The organism is Rothia sp. HMSC072B04 (assembly GCF_001813725.1).
Classification (GTDB): Bacteria; Actinomycetota; Actinomycetes; order Actinomycetales; family Micrococcaceae; genus Rothia; species Rothia mucilaginosa.
The window spans coordinates 162,947-179,333 of sequence record NZ_KV813796.1 but is presented as its reverse complement, the minus strand read 5'-3'; the positions used below and the strand labels follow the sequence as shown (position 1 = coordinate 179,333).

14 protein-coding genes are annotated in these 16,387 nt (G+C 61.6%); 5 read left to right on the top strand and 9 right to left on the bottom strand.

Features of this window, described 5'->3' with window-relative positions:
* On the bottom strand, positions 1-1,502 hold a 1,502-nt coding region (groL, locus tag HMPREF2928_RS02650), incomplete at its 3' end, for a chaperonin GroEL (RefSeq protein ID WP_070634853.1).
* 105 nt (positions 1,503-1,607) lie between these two features.
* On the bottom strand, positions 1,608-1,895 hold the full coding sequence (gene groES, locus HMPREF2928_RS02645; RefSeq protein ID WP_005505066.1) for a co-chaperone GroES: 288 nt from the start codon (positions 1,893-1,895) through the stop codon (positions 1,608-1,610).
* 226 nt (positions 1,896-2,121) lie between these two features.
* Here groES and HMPREF2928_RS02640 point away from each other — a divergent pair, with 226 nt between their 5' ends.
* On the top strand, positions 2,122-3,582 hold the full coding sequence (locus tag HMPREF2928_RS02640) for a class I SAM-dependent methyltransferase (RefSeq protein ID WP_246823544.1): 1,461 nt from the start codon (positions 2,122-2,124) through the stop codon (positions 3,580-3,582).
* A gap of 352 nt (positions 3,583-3,934) precedes the next feature.
* Positions 3,935-5,083, top strand: coding sequence for a glutamate--cysteine ligase (locus HMPREF2928_RS02635; protein ID WP_070687299.1), 1,149 nt, complete (start codon positions 3,935-3,937; stop codon positions 5,081-5,083).
* A 163-nt stretch (positions 5,084-5,246) separates the two neighbouring features.
* On the opposite strand, the gene tsaD is transcribed toward HMPREF2928_RS02635, so the two are convergent.
* From tsaD to alr, 5 genes are all read right to left on the bottom strand, one after another.
* A complete protein-coding gene (tsaD, locus tag HMPREF2928_RS02630; RefSeq protein WP_070687298.1) occupies positions 5,247-6,347 on the bottom strand; it encodes a tRNA (adenosine(37)-N6)-threonylcarbamoyltransferase complex transferase subunit TsaD in 1,101 nt (366 codons plus the stop codon).
* Positions 6,348-6,491: 144 nt separating this feature from the next.
* Entirely contained in the window at positions 6,492-7,046 is a 555-nt protein-coding gene (gene rimI / locus HMPREF2928_RS02625; RefSeq protein WP_070687297.1) for a ribosomal protein S18-alanine N-acetyltransferase, read from the bottom strand.
* Positions 7,047-7,859: a tRNA (adenosine(37)-N6)-threonylcarbamoyltransferase complex dimerization subunit type 1 TsaB gene (gene tsaB / locus HMPREF2928_RS02620; protein WP_070687296.1), complete on the bottom strand. Its 813-nt coding sequence runs from the start codon at positions 7,857-7,859 to the stop codon at positions 7,047-7,049.
* Positions 7,860-7,882: 23 nt separating this feature from the next.
* Positions 7,883-8,488 (bottom strand): tRNA (adenosine(37)-N6)-threonylcarbamoyltransferase complex ATPase subunit type 1 TsaE, encoded by a 606-nt coding sequence (tsaE, locus tag HMPREF2928_RS02615; RefSeq protein ID WP_070687295.1) that lies wholly within the window; start codon positions 8,486-8,488, stop codon positions 7,883-7,885.
* Positions 8,488-9,801, bottom strand: coding sequence for an alanine racemase (alr, locus tag HMPREF2928_RS02610; RefSeq protein ID WP_070687294.1), 1,314 nt, complete (start codon positions 9,799-9,801; stop codon positions 8,488-8,490). Before alr ends, tsaE begins: the two co-directional genes overlap by 1 nt.
* 144 nt (positions 9,802-9,945) lie before the next feature.
* Here alr and HMPREF2928_RS02605 point away from each other — a divergent pair, with 144 nt between their 5' ends.
* The 3 genes from HMPREF2928_RS02605 to HMPREF2928_RS02595 all read left to right on the top strand — a co-directional run bounded on the left by HMPREF2928_RS02605 (position 9,946) and on the right by HMPREF2928_RS02595 (position 14,007).
* Positions 9,946-11,208 carry a glycosyltransferase gene (locus tag HMPREF2928_RS02605; RefSeq protein WP_070687293.1) on the top strand — a complete coding sequence of 421 codons (1,263 nt, stop codon included), beginning with the start codon at positions 9,946-9,948 and terminating at the stop codon, positions 11,206-11,208.
* 28 nt (positions 11,209-11,236) lie between these two features.
* Positions 11,237-12,019 (top strand): phosphatase, encoded by a 783-nt coding sequence (locus HMPREF2928_RS02600; protein ID WP_049346436.1) that lies wholly within the window; start codon positions 11,237-11,239, stop codon positions 12,017-12,019.
* A gap of 506 nt (positions 12,020-12,525) precedes the next feature.
* Complete coding sequence (locus tag HMPREF2928_RS02595; protein ID WP_070642928.1) at positions 12,526-14,007, top strand: sugar transferase; 1,482 nt, start codon at positions 12,526-12,528, stop codon at positions 14,005-14,007.
* Between the two features lie 226 nt (positions 14,008-14,233).
* Here the strand turns inward: HMPREF2928_RS02595 and HMPREF2928_RS02590 are convergent, their stop codons facing one another.
* Positions 14,234-15,820 carry a bifunctional ADP-dependent NAD(P)H-hydrate dehydratase/NAD(P)H-hydrate epimerase gene (locus tag HMPREF2928_RS02590; protein ID WP_070687292.1) on the bottom strand — a complete coding sequence of 529 codons (1,587 nt, stop codon included), beginning with the start codon at positions 15,818-15,820 and terminating at the stop codon, positions 14,234-14,236.
* A 70-nt stretch (positions 15,821-15,890) separates the two neighbouring features.
* Positions 15,891-16,328 (bottom strand): holo-ACP synthase, encoded by a 438-nt coding sequence (locus HMPREF2928_RS02585; RefSeq protein WP_005505045.1) that lies wholly within the window; start codon positions 16,326-16,328, stop codon positions 15,891-15,893.
* Positions 16,329-16,387 lie beyond the last annotated feature (59 nt).

Sequence of the window (16,387 nt, the reverse complement as noted above, 5' to 3'; positions counted from 1 at the left end):
AGAGCCGAACGGGTCACCTTCACCGGGTCAATCACACCGGCTTCGATGAGGTCCACGTACTCGCCGGTCTTGGCGTTGAAGCCGTGGCCCACGGGCAGTTCGGAGACCTTGGAGACGATGACGTAGCCGTCTTCGCCAGCGTTCTCAGCGATCCAGCGCAGCGGCTGAACCAGAGCGCGGCGAACGATCTGTACACCCACGTTTGCGTCGTGGTTGCCCAGGTCCATTCCGTCCAGTGCCTTCAGTGCGTGAACCAGCGCGGAACCGCCGCCGGAGACGATGCCCTCTTCCAGAGCGGCACGGGTGGAGGACACAGCGTCCTCGATGCGGTGCTTGCGTTCCTTCGCCTCAACCTCGGTTGCGGCACCAACCTTGATGACGCCCACGCCGCCGGCGAGCTTAGCGAGGCGCTCCTTGAGCTTCTCGCGGTCCCATTCGGAATCCACGCGCTCAATTTCGCGGCGCAGCTGCTGCACGCGATCCTCGATTGCCTCGGGGTCGCCGCCGCCGTCCACGATGGTGGTGTGGGACTTGGTGACGGTCACGCGGCGTGCCGAGCCCAGGTGCTCCAGGGTGACCTGCGGCAGGTCAATACCGAGCTCGCCGGTCACGACGGTACCGCCGGTCAGAATCGCCAGGTCCTGCATGATTGCCTTGCGGCGGTCACCGAAACCGGGAGCCTTCAGAGCGACCACGTTGATGGTGCCGCGCAGCTTGTTCACGACCAGCGCGGAGAGCGCCTCACCGTCAACGTCTTCTGCGATGATGGTCAGCGGCTTCTTCGCCTGAACAATCTTCTCGAGCACGGGCATGATTTCTGCGATGGTGGAAATCTTGCCCTGGTAGAGCAGCACGAGGCTGTTCTCCAGCACTGCTTCGCCGCGCTCAGCGTCAGTGACGAAGGAGGGCGAGAGGTAGCCCTTGTCGAACTGCATACCTTCGGTGATGTCCAGCTCGATTTCGGTGGAGGAGCCGTCTTCGATGGTGATGACGCCGTCCTGGCCGACCTTCTCGAAGGCGCGAGCCAGCAGCTCACCAATCTGCTCGGACTGGGCGGAGATAGCGGCAACGTGCGCCACCTCGGGGCCCTGCACGGGGCGTGCGTTCTCGAGCAGGCGTGCGGATACAGCCTCCACAGCAGCCTCAATGCCGCGCTTGACGTCGGCGGGTGCCGCGCCGCTGGTGACATTGCGCAGGCCCTCGTTGACCAGTGCCTGTGCGAGCACGGTTGCGGTGGTGGTACCGTCACCGGCTACGTCGTTGGTCTTGGTGGCGACTTCCTTCGCCAGCTGGGCGCCCAGGTTCTCGTACGGGTCGTCCAGTTCAATTTCGCGGGCAATGGACACGCCGTCATTGGTGATGACGGGTGCGCCCCACTGCTTGTCGAGCACAACGTTGCGCCCGCGCGGGCCGAGGGTTACCTTGACCGCGTTTGCCAGCTTATCGACGCCAGCCTGCAGGGACTTGCGGGCGGCATCGTTGAATTCAAGCTGCTTAGCCATGTGTTCGCTACTCCTAGTGCGTCACAGAAAGGAAAATTTGAGGGGCAGATGATAGCTCATGCGCCGTACCGGATGAGCGGTACGGCGCATGAGCATCTGAAAGTATTAGTCGACGATTGCCAGAACGTCGCGTGCGGAGAGAATCAGGTACTCTTCGCCCTGGTACTTAACCTCGGTGCCACCGTAGCGGGAGAACACGACAACGTCGCCTTCCTTGATGTCTACGGGAATGCGGTTGCCCTTCTCATCCACGCGGCCCGGGCCAACGGCGACAACGCGTGCTTCCTGCGGCTTTTCCTTCGCAGTTTCCGGGATGACCAGACCGGATGCGGTGGTCTGCTCAGCCTGCTCGATCTTGATAACGACGCGGTCTTCCAGGGGCTTGATAGCCATAATCGGTTCCTCCGGGTTGTGGATTTACGTTTGATGCGAGACAGCGGCGCAGTGGCGCGCCCGATGACTGTCTCGAGTGCTACCTCAACTCTAGTTTCACCTGTGCTTTCGGTCAAGAAAAGCGCCCCTCTGCCGGGGTGTTTCACCGCAAGGCGAACGCTGAGCAAAAAGCTGGGCAAATCGGGCTCCCCACCTCTCAAAACCGGCACCCCGTAAAATGAGGAGCATGCCTATTCCCGCATCCCCTTTTACTCCCGCCGCCGAGCTTCCGTTCAGCGCCGAAGCGCTCGCGGCAGCCGACGAGCTCTACCCGCTGGGCTCGGATACGCTCAGCGCCGTTACTTCTTTGCGTTCGCGCGGTTTCAGCCCCGAGGAGTCTGCACAGATTATTTCGCTGGCGCAGGCTCGTGCCCGTGCACGCACTAAGTTCGGCGAGCGCGCCCGCACGCTCATGCTGACTCAGGAGGCTGCGGAACAGGCGACCCGCCCGGTGATTGCGCATTATCGCGCTCAGCGCCTGCGCCCGGTTGCAGGCACGGTGGCTGATTTGGGGTGCGGTATCGCCTCGGATTCTGCCGTGTATGCGGCGGATCGTGGTGCCGTGGTTGCGGTGGAGTTGGACCCGTTGACGGCTTCTTTTGCGGCGAAGAACCTTGAGTTTTGCCCGCAGGCGCGCGTGTATTCGGGGGATGTGACCGATTATGTGCACGGTGAGCTTCTGGACGCTTCAGGTGAGCCGGTGGGCATTGTGTGGATGGACCCGGCACGCCGCGAGTTGCGCGGCGCTAAGAAGGCTCAGACGGAACGTCTTTTTGATCCGGAGGCGTTCTCTCCCCCGTTCTCGTTCGTGCTGAATCTGGCACGCACTGGGGTGCCGATGGGCGTGAAGTTGGGTCCCGGTTTTCCGCATGAGGGCATCCCCTTGCCCGAATATATTGCGTCGGAGGCGAACCCCGCCCCGCGCGTTGAGGCGGAGTGGATCCAGTCGGAGGGTTCCCTCGCCGAGTTGGTGCTCTGGTTTAACGCACTGGCTCAGGAGGGGGTGGCTCGCACGGCGACCTCTGTACGCGAGCTGTCTGACGAAGAGGCTGCCCCTAACGAAGGATCAACCGAAGGCTCAACCAAAACCGGCGCCCTGCTGCCTCCCTATGAGGCGGTGAGCTTCCGCAGCTCCCTGACGGCGGAAGAGGCGGAGCAGAGCGTTGAAGTTCCGGTGTCTCTGCCGCAGCCGGGTGAATACCTATTGGAGCCTGCCCCGGCGATTGTGCGCTCGCATCTGGTCGCTGAGTTTGCGCAGAGTATTGGCGCGCATCTGCTGGATGAGCACCTGGCGTACCTGTGTTCTGCCGAGCCGGTGGAGCATCCGCTGGTTGCCTGCTACGAGGTGCTGGAGGAGATTCCCCTGCAGGAGAAGCAGCTGAAGCGTTGGGTGCGTGAGCAGGGCTTTACGGCGCTGACGATTAAGAAGCGTGGCGTGGATATTGTTCCGGAGCAGTTGCGTGCGCGCCTGCTGGGTTCTGCGGGTTCTAAGCCTTCCAAGAAGAAACAGAAAAAGAACGCTAATTCTTCTTTGGGTGCACAGGAGGGTACGCAGGAGTCCTCGTACCGTCCGGCAACGCTGGTCTTTACCCGCATCGGTTCGGGCAGGGATTCACGCCGCGTCGGCTGGCATGTGCGCCCGCTCTAACCTCACCAGCCCCGGCCGCCCATCCCTAACTACCCAGCACTGACGACCCAGACCCGACTGCCCAGACCCGAGGACGGGTTACCGTTCGTGACGATTCATGACGTTTCCGTTCCGGATTCTGCACTCGACAGGGCACCGAGCACCGCAAGACCGTACACTAGATACGGTGCCCGATAAAGACGCTAGGCCGGATAAAGATACTATGCCTGATCAAAGATACGCGGCCTAGTAGAGGCACTCCCCCAAGGAGCCGGCTCCCACCGGCTAGCGCACAGCCGGGCAGAGCCCACCGATAATAACTTCCACAGTCGGCACCATGCACGACCCTATTTCCAGACGCAGGAAAGGCAATATGATCGACTTTGCTACCTCCCCGCAGTCCACTCTCGGCGTGGAATGGGAGATTGCGCTCATCGACCGTGAAAGCGGCGCACTGACCCAGCGCGCCAGCGAGGTGCTATCCATCCTGCGCGAGCGCCGCCCCGAACTGCTCGAACCCGCCTCCGACCGCGCGCATGTGACCGGCGAATTCCTGGAGAACACCGTCGAGGTGGTGACCGGCATCTGCCGCACCGTCGCTGAGGCGTGCCGTCAGCTGCAGGATTTGACGGATACCCTGCGCGACATCACCGATGACCTGGGCATTGAGTTCTACCCCGCCGGCACTCACCCCTTCTCCCACTGGGCTGACCAGCCGGTCGTGGCGAAGGAACGCTACCAGCGTGTGGTCGAGCGCGCCCAGTATTGGGGCCGCCACATGGTCATTTACGGTGTGCACGTGCACGTGGGCATTGACTCCCGCGATAAGGTCCTGCCGCTCATTGACGCGCTGACCAACTACGGCCCGCACCTGCTGGCACTTTCGTGCTCCTCCCCCTACTGGGACGGAATCGATACCGGTTACGCTTCGCACCGCACCCAGCTTTACCAGCAGCTGCCCACGAACGGTCTGCCCTTCCACTTTGACACCTGGGAGCAGTACAGCGAGTACCTGGAGTCACTCGTGGCAACCGACGTGATCAACGACCCGAGCGAGGACCGTTGGGATGTTCGCCCGGTTCCGCGTTACGGCACCATTGAAATGCGCTATTGCGATGGCCTCGCCTCCCTGCCGGATGTTGCGGCAATCGTGGCGTTCACGCAGTGCCTGGTGGAGTACTTCTCCCGCCAGATTGAGGCGGGTGAAAGCGTTGAGGTGCTCGCCCCCTGGCACGCGCAGGAGAATAAGTGGCGCGTTGCCCGCTACGGCCTGGAGGCTAAAATTGTGGTCTCTAACGAGCCGGTGCAGCGTACCCTGCGTGAGGATTTTGAGCTGCTTCTGCCCAAGCTGGAGCCGGTAGCACGCGACCTTGACTGCGAGGTAGAGCTGGCGCAGGTACGCCGCATCCTCGCCGAGGGTACGGGTGCGGATCGTCAGCGTGCGGTCTTTGAGAAGACCGGCTCTCTGCGTGAGGTGGCGCTGGATGTTGCCGCGCAGTCTCGTGCGCGAGCGCTGCGTTAGAACCGCCCTCCCCCGCAGCTAAAGTTTGAATACAGAAAATGCCTCGGCGCAGTCCTTTGTGAGACTGTGCCGAGGCATTTCTATGAGCATTTTCGAGGCGAGCCGCATAAACGGGCTCGCGCTAATAATCCCTGCGGAAGTAGCTATTTCAGAGGTAGCCCGTTTAGAAACAGACCGTGGTCACCGGCAGCGAGGAGTCCGTCGTGAAGTCCACGCCCGAGGGCTCACGACCGGCAGCGACCAGGCGGGCACCCAGCGCCGCAACCATCGCGCCGTTATCGGTGCACAGGGTGAACTTCGGGATAATCAGGCGCACCCCTTCGGAGGCGCATCGGGCGGCAAGCAGCTCACGCAGGCGCGAGTTAGCCGCCACGCCACCGCCGAGCAGCAGGGTCTTCATGCCCTGCTCGCGGCAGGCAAGCATCGCCTTCTTGGTGATGACGTCCACGACCGCCTCCTGGAAAGACGCGGCGATATCGGCAACCGGGACCTCTTCACCGGCCGCTTCAAAGCTTTCAATCACGCGCGCCACGGCGGTCTTCAGGCCGGAGAAGGAGAAATCGTAGCGGTGCGCGCCAGGCTCCTCGGCGGTGCCCATGAACTTGCGGTTCGACAGGCCGCGCGGGAACACGAAGGCGTTGCGGTTACCCTCGGCGGCGGCGCGGTCAATCGCGGGGCCGCCCGGGTAATCCAGACCCAGCAGTCGGGCGACCTTGTCGTAGGCCTCGCCTGCGGCATCGTCGAGGGTCGCGCCGAGCAGGCGCACATCGGAGGTAATGTCTCGCACCTGCAGGATTTCGGTGTGACCGCCAGAGACCAGCAGCGCACCCAGGCCACCGGAACCGGCATTCGCCAACAGGTCGGAGCCGTCTTCGGTGCCATTGTCCTCCAGCAGGCCAACGCCAACGTGTGCGACCAGGTGGTTAATGCCGTAGAGGGGCTTGCCGGTGGCAATAGCGAGCGCCTTCGCCGCGGAGACACCCACCATGAGTGCGCCAGCCAGGCCGGGGCCCGCGGTAACGGCGATAGCGTCCACCTGATCGAGGGAGATGTCCGCTTCGGCGAGTGCCGCTTTGAGGGCGGGAATCATGGCGTCCAGGTGAGCGCGGGAGGCGATTTCGGGGATCACGCCGCCAAAGCGCACGTGCTCTTCCATGGAGGAGGAGATGGTGTTGCTGAGCAGCTGTGCACCGCGCACAATGCCGATACCGGTCTCATCGCAGGAGGATTCGATGCCCAGAACGAGGGGTTCGCGAGTGCTCATAGTCTATCTTTCTGTTGCGCTGTCTGCGCGTAGTGCTTCTAGTTGCAGTGATATAAGGATGCTGTGATGTAGGGATGCCGCGGCATAGAGGGCAGCGGATACTCGCCCCTATCGCATGGGTTGCCGTTTAGCCCAACGGAGCATTTAGAACGTACATTCCATAATGATGGCGTCGGTTCCGTCATCGTAGTAGCCGCGACGTACGTGAATCGCACGGTAGCCGTTGCGTTCGTAGAGGCGCTGGGCGCGCGGATTGTCGGCACGCACCTCCAGCAGGATGCGCTCGGCACCCAGCTCACGGGCACGCTCGTGCATCTGCTCAAGCATGGCGCGACCGAAGCCGTGGCCCTCATATTCAGGGAGCACGCCGATGGTTTGAACGTCGGCGGTGTCGGCTACGACCATGGTTCCGCAGTAGCCGATAGCGCGCCAGTCGCCCTCGTTATCTTCCGAACCTTCTGCAGGCAATTCGAGCATGTAGTAGGTGCGGGTCGGGTGGGTCAGCTCCTCGAGGAACATGTCGATGTGCCAGGCGTCGGCGGGAAACAGGGCGGTTTCCATGCGGTGCATGGCCTGCACGTCGGCAAGTTCGGCAACGCGCAGGCGGGCGCCCAATGCCAGATCACTCAGCGCCAGGTTGTTCAGTGCCAGATTATTCAGCGCCAGGTCGTCTCGCACGATATTGTCGGTAGCGCTCATTTAGCTCTCCTTCTGCGCGGCAGCCTGTGCGGCCGGTGCGGCCTGCTTCTGCTGGCGGGCGAGCATTGCGGCGGGGACCTTTGCGTCCGAGTCGCGCAGGTACTGGGCGGAGGTGTCCTCGCTCAGGTTCTCTACGCCCAGACGTGCCGCGGCGGCAACCAGGTACTCGGCGTGCGGGTGAACCTGACGGGCAGAATCGACGATGGTCCAGCCGTGTTCTTCGAGGGCCTCGGAGTACAGGCCAGCACCGTAACCGTAGGCGTAGGAGGGACCCTCACCGGGCAGAATTTCGGAGGCGGAGCATACGTTCGGGCCGTCCACCAGGCTGTAGCCTTCGCCGTTCACGCGGTAGCGGGCGGAGTAGACTTCGCGGCGGCGCGCGTCGGAGAGTACGAGCAGCTCAGCACCTTCTACAAGCTCAGCACTTCCAGCAGAGGCGAACGCTCGTTCTACGTTCTCTTCACCAGCAGCCACGCCAGACACAGCACGCTCAGCCAGCGCGGTCAGGCTCATCATGCCGTACACCGGCACCGACCAGGCAAAACCCAGAGCGCGCGCAGTAACGATACCGGCGCGAAGACCCGTAAAAGGTCCCGGACCGGTACCGGTCAGAATCGCATCCAAATCTTCGCCGCGCACGCCAGCGTCCTGCAGGGCCGCCTGCGCGTAGGGGCCCATCACCTCGGCGTGGGAGCGGGTATCTTCGCTCTCGTAGCGGGCGAGGATTTCGAAGGACGCACCGGCTTCGGAGCCGTGCACACGGGCGAGCGCCACAGATGCGGTGGCGGATGAATCAAGGGCAAGTACTAGCACCCTATCATTCTAACGCGCGGGCTCTAGGCGCTCTGCAGGGCCTCTTTCAATGCGTCAAAAGCGTGCTCCCAGCGGGGGCCGAAGGCACGCACCCGCAGCAGGCGAGGTTCGGGGGTGTCCGCTTCCCCGTCGCTTTCGTCCTCGTCTTCGTCGTCCCAGCTGAACTCTTCGGCGCCCGAGTAGGCGAAGCGTGCATCCGCGCCGGTCAGGCGGGTGAAGTCCAGCTCCAGGCGGGAATCACTCAGGTGCTCAGCCTTATCGCGGCCCCACTCGATGACGGTCACCGAGCGCGGCAGGGAGAACTCCAGATCCAGGTCGTCGAGCTCTTCGGCGCTGGAGAGGCGGTAGGCGTCCACGTGCACCAGGTCGGGGCCGCCGGGTCGGGGTCCGTCCGGCAGGTTCGGGTGCACGCGCGAGAGCACGAAGGTCGGTGAGATAACGCCTTCGCGCACGCCCAGGCCTTCACCCAGGGAGCGGGTGAACGTGGTCTTGCCCGCACCGAGCTCACCCGAGAGCAACAGTACGTCCCCGGCGTTCAGGTGCTGCGCCAGGGTGAGCGCCAGGCGGCGGGTATGGTCGGGGCCGGTCACATCCAGGTCGAGTGCGGCAGAAATGTACTCAGCGCTCATTAGCCCTCCTGCTCCTGCCCGGTACCCCACAGCTCGTTCAGCTCAGCTTCAACCCAGGAGCCGCCAACATAGAGGCGCTCCACGCGGGACGAAATGCGGGTCACGATTTCGTAGTTAATGGTCTGCGCGGCATCCGCCCACTCTTCCACGGGCGGGTTCTCACCGGCACCAAAAAGGATGGCGGGCGCCCCCAGGTAGCCCAGGGCGGGGTCGCTCAGGCCGGGTTCGCCCAGGTCAACGACCATCTGGTCCATGGCGATGCGGCCGACCACGCGGTAGGTCTTACCTTCCGCGTTGTTAGGCACGGAGCCGTTCTCCGCGTTCTGCGCGCCCGGGTAGATGCGCACCGGCGCGTTCTCCGCAATGCGCGGCACACCGTCAGCGTAGCCGAGCGGCACCAGCGCCAGGGTGGTTGCCTTGGGAGTGTGGTAGCGCAGACCGTAGGAAACGCCCTGACCTGCAGGAACTTCCTTCACAGCGGCAATATAGCTGCCCACCGTCATGACGGGCTTCAACCCCAGGTCCTCAGCGGTCACCTCCGGCAACGGAGAGAGACCGTAGAGCGCGAGGCCGCAACGCACGCCGTCACCGAGCAGACGCTCCTCCGTGTCCCAGCCCTCCAGCGAGGCGGTCAGGGTCGCCGGGGAGTTCGCCAAATGCACGATCTTCGGGGCCAGACCAGCCTCACGAGCCTGAGCCACAAAAGTATCCAGGGTGTCGAGCTGCTGAGCAGTCTCGGCGCGGGTCGGCTCATCAGCAACCGCCAAGTGGCTAAAAATACCTTCAACCGTAATCAGACCGGACTCCTCGAGAGAAGCGGCACGAGCCACCAGCGCAGGCCAATCCGCAGCGGTCGCACCGTTACGACCCAGACCGGTATCAGCCTTCAGATGCACGATAGCGCACTCGCCGGTGCGTTCGGCTGCGGCGGCTACCGCCTCCAGGTCCCAACCGGAAACACCCAGACGGATCTTTTCCTGCAGCGCCGCCTCAAAATCGGTGGAGGGAGTGTGCAGCCACGCCATGAGCGGCGCCTCAATACCGTCAGCACGCAGTTCCAGCGCCTCGTTCACGTGCACCACACCCAGCAGGTCAGCACCGGCGGCAATAGCCGAACGTGCCACCGGGTACGCGCCGTGACCGTACGCATCCGCCTTAACCACTGCAATGAGCGCGCGGTCACCAATAAGTTCCTTGAGGCGGCGCACATTATGTTCTAGCGCATCAAGGTCAATGGTGGCGCTTCGCTCTGCCTCTGCCGGGGTGCAGGGCGGGCAATAGAGCGGTTCGGCAGGCTGCTGAGGGTGAGTCATGGTCCTTCACGGTCCTTCTAACGGGCGGGTACTACAGGCTGCGCTTGGGCAGCCTCTTTTCTACTAAATTCTAGACCTCCCGGTGTGCGAAAGTCCTGTCGCGCTACACTAGGTCAGGTACACCTTTGAGAGAGGAAAGCATCGATGAGCACTCTGCCGCCGGCTCGGACGGTTCACGTGTATTCCATGCACACCGACCCTTTTGCGCAACCCGGTAGCGGAGATGCAGGCGGCATGAACGTCTATATTGCCCGGTCGGTGCACGCCATGCTGGAGCTCGATCCCGAGCTGCGGGTTGAGGTTTTCACCCTGGACCGCGGTGAGGCGCTTCCGGCTGACTCGCCGTTCCGTCAGCCTCCTCAGCCCGGCGAGCGCATTGTGCGCCACAGCCTTGATCTTCCATCCGCTCGTGGTCTTTCGAAGAACGAGTTGGCTACGGTCACCGATGATTTTGCGCAGGCGTGCGTGGAGCAGGCGCTGTACACCCCGGATATTATTCACGCCCACTATTGGCTGTCTGGTCAGGCTGCGGCTCGCGCATCCCAGCTGTGGTCGGCTCAGGGCGTTGGCTTCCCGGTCCCCGTTCTTTTCACTCCGCATACGACGGCTGCCGCCAAGGATGCGCGCCGCGGCGAAGGTGAAGCACCCGAGCCTGAGGAACGCTACCGCGCCGAGCGTCTGATGAGTAGCTCCGCGAGCCGGGTGATTGTGAATACTCCCCTGGAGGCGCAGCAGATGGGCGAGTACTACGGTACGGACGCGCAGAAGCTTGCCATTATCCCCCCGGGTGTTGACACCTCGATTTTCCATACGATTCCTGGCGTACATCCGCTCAATGACACCTCGGAGACTCGTTCCCGCATTGTGTTTGCCGGTAGGCCTCAGCCGTTGAAAGGCCCGCATCTGCTGGTGGAGGCGCTCGCGCTGCTCCCCTCCGACCTGCAGGTGGACGTGGATATTATTGGTCGTTCCGATTCGGATTATGAGCGCCGCCTGTTGCAGCGTGCAGCTGAGCTGGGTGTGGCAGATCGGGTGCATTTGAAGGACCCGGTTCCTGCATCTGAGCTGGCTGATATTTTCCGTGCCGCCGACATTGTGGCGTCCCCGTCGTCGTCTGAGACGTTCGGGTTGGTGGCTCTGGAGGCGCAGGCGTGCGGCGCAGCGGTGCTCGCTACGGATGCTGACGGTCTGCGCTATGCGGTGGAGAACCACCGTACGGGCCTGCTGGTGGCTCCTCGTACTCCGCAGCGTTGGGCTGCGGCTATTGAGCGTCTGGTGCGTGCCCCGTATCTGCGCCACTCGTTGGGCGCGAACGCTGCGGCGCGTGCCCGCACGATGGGTTGGGACCAGACGGCGCGTAAGACCCTAGAAGCTTATGCCGAGGTACGTGAAGGTATCTCGCAGTAATGTATTTTTCACGTCATGAGGAGTTTTAATGTCTTTCTCCATGAGCCGCGATGAGTTCGCCGCATACCTGGATTCGGTGCGTATTACCGGCGAGGTGGCGACCCCGCGCGAGAATAATCTGGACCATATTCAGGGTTTCCTGGATGGCAATGAGCACCTTGAGTTTGGTGTTCAGTGGACCCGCGAGTGGGATTACGATTCGGTGTTTGAGGTGATGGTCCGCCGTGCGGGTCTGAACCCGGACCGTTCGCATACTCACGGTCAGGACACGATTGGTGCCGAGCAGTGCATCAGCGCCCTGGAGGAGTACGCCCGTATCTTCGGCGAGGCGGTGCGTGCCGGTTCCCGCATCCTGTTTGCGACCGGTCACCCGGCGGGCCTGTTCCCCATTTACGCGGTAATGGCTGCAGCGGCGAAGGCTGCGGGTGCTGAGGTTCTTCAGATTGAGGAGGGCGAGCGTTTCCTCGACGGCGACGTCCGCCAGATTATGGATGTCGTGATGTTTGAGCAGTACGGCAACCTGCAGCATACACATTTCCCCGGCCCGATGCGCATCGCTTTGGATCAGCTGGAGGCGCGTGGCGTGACCCCGGATCTGGTGGTTTCGGATCACGGTATGGGTGGTTATGCGGCGTCTACTCGTAAGCTGCTGACGATTGGCATTGCGGATTGTAATGATCCCGGTCTGTTTGTTGCGGCTGAGCAGGGAGATTTGCCGGTGTGTGTGCCGATGGACGATAACGTTCCGCCGCGCCGTTATGAACCGATGATTGATTTCATTTTGGATCGTGCGGGGCTTGAGCGCCCTTAATGTCCCTTTTACGCCGTGTGCGTAGGGCTTGTTATTGAGACTCCGGGATTTGTCTTTTTATATGCCGGTTATTGTTTTTCTGCAGATGCGTGAAACATACCGGTAATTTTGGGAGTTTCTTAGCTCCACTAGGCATTCTTCCCGGAGGCTCTTATTCTCTTATTTTTCTGTGATTGATTTCATCACACCGGAGCGACTTTGCCTCTTCATTCTTCGAGACGGAAGACCCCCGACCCCGTAGAATAGTTTACGGAACACGTTTATGCGCTCAGCGGGCTCATATAACGCTCCACTAGGCGTCTTACCAGCGCCTTTGCCGTAGTCTCTGCCATTATTCACTCAGCAAGATTAAGGGTTCACTCATTCATCAGGACAAAGACTAGGACACGTCTCCCTTACACCGATAATTAGGGGTAAATGTGCCTATTCGCCGCTCTCAGTCCGCAATACAGGACAAATTTCCGGGGAAGATTACACCGTTGAAAGTACAAGATCGTCTTAAAAAAATGTGGGGTTCAGACTTCGTTATCAAGCGAAGCTGGCATCCCAAGGTTCAGCGCGCCCTTTACTTTGGCGATTTTTTCGCCATTGCTGTTGCGGTTGTCGCTGCGCATCTGATTCGTTTCGGGTGGGAAAATGCTGACCTGCCCTATGTGAACGTTTGGCCTATTAATGTTCTCGATGGCCGCGTACCCGCGATGGACTATATCTTCTTGGGTATTGGCCTGACCATTGGCTGGTGGTTTATTCTCCAGGTGAATGGCTCCCGTAGCCTGCGCATTATGGGTTTCGGTACTGAGGAGTACCGCCTCATTACTCGCGGCAGTACTTATTTCTTCTGTCTGCTGATTATTGTGGCGTTCTTCCTCAAGGTTGACGTCACCCGCATGTACCTGCTGATTGCTTATCCGCTGGGCCTGTTCTTCCTGCTGATGGAGCGTTGGGTTATTCGTCAGGGCCTGGTGCGTTCGCGTACTCGCGGTCGCGCGCTGACTCGCGTCATGATTATTTCTGATGTGACGACCGGTCAGCACCTGTACAAGAATTTGAAGGATGTGGTTGCTTCCGGTCTGTCCCCCGCTGCGTTCTACCTGCCCGGTTTCACTCCCGGTACTACTGTTGCTGGTGCGCCGATTCCGGTGCTTGGTTACAGCACTTCTCCGGCTGACATTATGGAAGCTATCCGCGAGAACGATATTCACATGGTCGCTGTTACGAATGGCCACCATTTGAGCCCGGACCAGGTTCGTCTGCTGGGTTGGAAGCTGGCGGATGCGCATATTTCGCTGATTATGGCTCCGGCTACGACCGATATTGCTGGTCCGCGTATGCACATGCAGCCGCTGAACGGTCTGCCGCTGGTGCACGTGTCGACTCCGCGTATTACCGGTCTGTCGGCGTTCTTCAAGCGCGCCGTGGACGTTGTGTCCTCGGGTCTGGGTTTGATTCTGCTCTCTCCGCTGTTCCTGGTGGTTGCTCTGCTGGTTAAGCGTGATGGCGGCCCGGTCTTCTTCCTTCAGAACCGTGTGGGTCTGAACGGTGAGCTTTTCAAGATGGTGAAGTTCCGTTCGATGCGTACTGATGCTGAAGAGGTTAAGAAGCGCCTCATGGAGCAGAACGAGGGTAACGGCGTGCTCTTCAAGATGAAGGACGACCCGCGTATTACCCCCATCGGTAAGTTCATCCGTAAGTACTCGATTGATGAGCTGCCTCAGCTGTGGAACGTGTTCATTGGCGATATGTCGCTGGTGGGTCCGCGTCCTCCGCTGGTTGAGGAAGTTGAGCAGTACGAAGATATTGCGTACCGCCGCCTTCTGGTGAAGCCGGGTATTACCGGCCTGTGGCAGGTTTCGGGTCGTAGTGACCTCTCTTGGGAGGAGTCGGTTCGTCTGGATCTCTACTATGTTGAGAACTGGTCGCTTACCGGTGACTTCATTATTCTTCTGCGTACTGTCCGTGCGGTTTTCGCTAAGGAAGGCGCGTACTAAGAAAGATGGTGGGAGTTTCTCCCGCCGATGCGTATGCCGGTTTTTAGTGATGCTGTCCCGGCACAGGCAGCTCGGTATCGTGCATTGATGTAAACGCGTTGAAGGGGCGTGAATCCATTTCCGATGGATTCACGCCCCTTCTGCATACCCAGGGTGTCTGGGGGCTTTTCTCTTCGTCTTGAGACGAGTGTCAGAGCTTCAGTGTGCTAGCTTTGTTCCCGCTCCCCTATTCTGCGATGAGTCGGGCGATAACTTCGGGGAGCATCTCCGCGACGCGGGTTGCGGGTGCCGGGCCGGGCCGGGCGTCCTTGACGCTTCCGGTGGCGCTGGCGCGTGCGGCTTCGCCGTGCAGGTAGACGGCGAGCGCACCGATGGAGGCGAAGGTGCAGCCTTCCAGCGCTTCTCCGCGAGCATCGAAGGCTGCTACGGTCTGGGCGAGCAGTGCTCCGTAGATGCCGGTGAGGGTGTCTCCGCTGCCTGCGGTGGCGAGCCAGGGGCTTCCGCCAGCAACGCTGTAGGTGGCGCCGTTGGGCGCCGCGATGAGCGTGTAGCCGCCCTTGAGCATGACGGTGGCGCCGGAGAGTTCGGAGGCGGCGCGGGCCCATCGGAAGGGCTCTGCGTCGATGTCCTTGCGGCTGGGTACGATGGCGTCGCCCAGGTGCTTTGTCCAGGTTTCGGGGGCGAGCTCGTGCACGATGCGCAGGAAGCGTTCGAGTTCTGCCGCGTGCGGGGTGAGAATCTTATGGGAGCCGAGGTGCTTGCCGGTTGCCATGTATTCTGCCGCCAGGTCGCAGGCGCCCGCGTCGAGGATGGCGGGTTCGGGCGAGTGGAGCAGGTAGCGGTTCTTATCCAGCGAGTCGTGGCTGGATCCTGAGCCGCCTGCCCAGACGGTGACCCTCTGCAGGGCGGGTGCGCCGCTGAAGTAGACGGTTTCGGGGTTGTGGGCGATCATGAGCTGGCGCAGCTCGTGGGAGTTGGCGTTGAAGCGGACCATGCCCACGCCGGTGTTGAGGGCTGCGCGTACACTCATGAGGGCCGCGCCGGGGTATTCGAGGCTACCGGTGAGCATGCCCAGTACGCCGCGGGTGTACTTGTGGGAGTGCTCGTCGGGTACTTCGATGAGCTCGCGGTAGTCTTCGCGGTCGAGAACGCGCAGGGCGGGCTTGTGGGAGTTGAGGGCTTCGGGAACGCCCAGGTCGTAGAGTTTGATGTCTCCGGAGTGGACGCTGTGGCAGGTGCCTGCCGGTAGCTTGTGGCCGATGAAGGTGACGGTGCGGTCGGCGCGCAGGGAGGGTTCGTGCACGGTTCCGCGGTTGTTGTCGACTCCGGAGGGGGTGTCTACTGCGAGGACTGCGCCGAGCTTACCGTCGAGCTGCGCTGCACGGAGTACGCCCAGGTATTCGCCGGCGCTACCGCGTACGGCGCCGCTGGAGCCGGTACCGAGGATGCCGTCAATGGTCAGGTCGTAGCCGGTAAGGTGTTCGAGGGTGTGTTCGGGGTCGAGTACGCGGGTGCCTTCGCCACCTTCGCGGGCGATGAGTTCGAGGTTCTTTTCGCTGGGGTCGAAGATGACTGCGTCAACGCGGTGGCCCTTGGCGCTGAGGCGGGCGCCGGCGTAGATGGTGTCTGCGCCGTTGTTGCCCGGGCCGATGAGGAGCAGGATTTTGGCGTTTTCTGTGCCGTGGAGTAGCTCCTGCGCTTCGGCTGCGACGGCGTCTGCGGCACGTTGCATGAGGTAGCCGTCGTAGTCGACGGCTTCGATGTAGGGCTTTTCTGCTTCGCGTACCTGGGAAGCAGTGTAGATGAGCTTCATTGCTGTCTCCTTGGGTGGCACCGTGCGGGCCTTAGGGGTCACCTGGTTGTGGTGTTGGTGTGACTCTGCGTTAGTCGTCGGTGTCGTCACCGGCGATGACGCTGAGTCGGTAGCTTTCGGGGTTGAACTTTTGCAGGTGCGCCAGTTCTGCGTCGCTGAGGTATTCGGCGGTTGCGATGGCGATGGCCATGGGTTCGTCGTGGGTCAGCGAGAGGTGAATGCGGTTGATGCCGAGTTCTTTGGCTCGGCGGGCGATGGTGCCCTGAATGATGAGGTAGGGCTGGCCGCTTTCGGCGGTGGCGACTTCGCAGTCTTGCCAGTTGAGTCCGGCGGGTGCTCCGAGTACTTTTGCGACTGCTTCTTTAGCGGCAAATCGTACGGCTTGGGAGCGTACGTTCCGGGTGCGTTCGTTGGGGGTGAAGACGCGGCGGACGAAGGCTGGTGTTTCGGTCACGATTCGCTCGAATCGTTCAATGTTGACGGTATCTACGCCGATTCCCATAATCATGAGCTTCACCTTTTACGGTAGGGGTGGTAACCGCGTCCTGTTTGCGGTTTCTCTTGTTT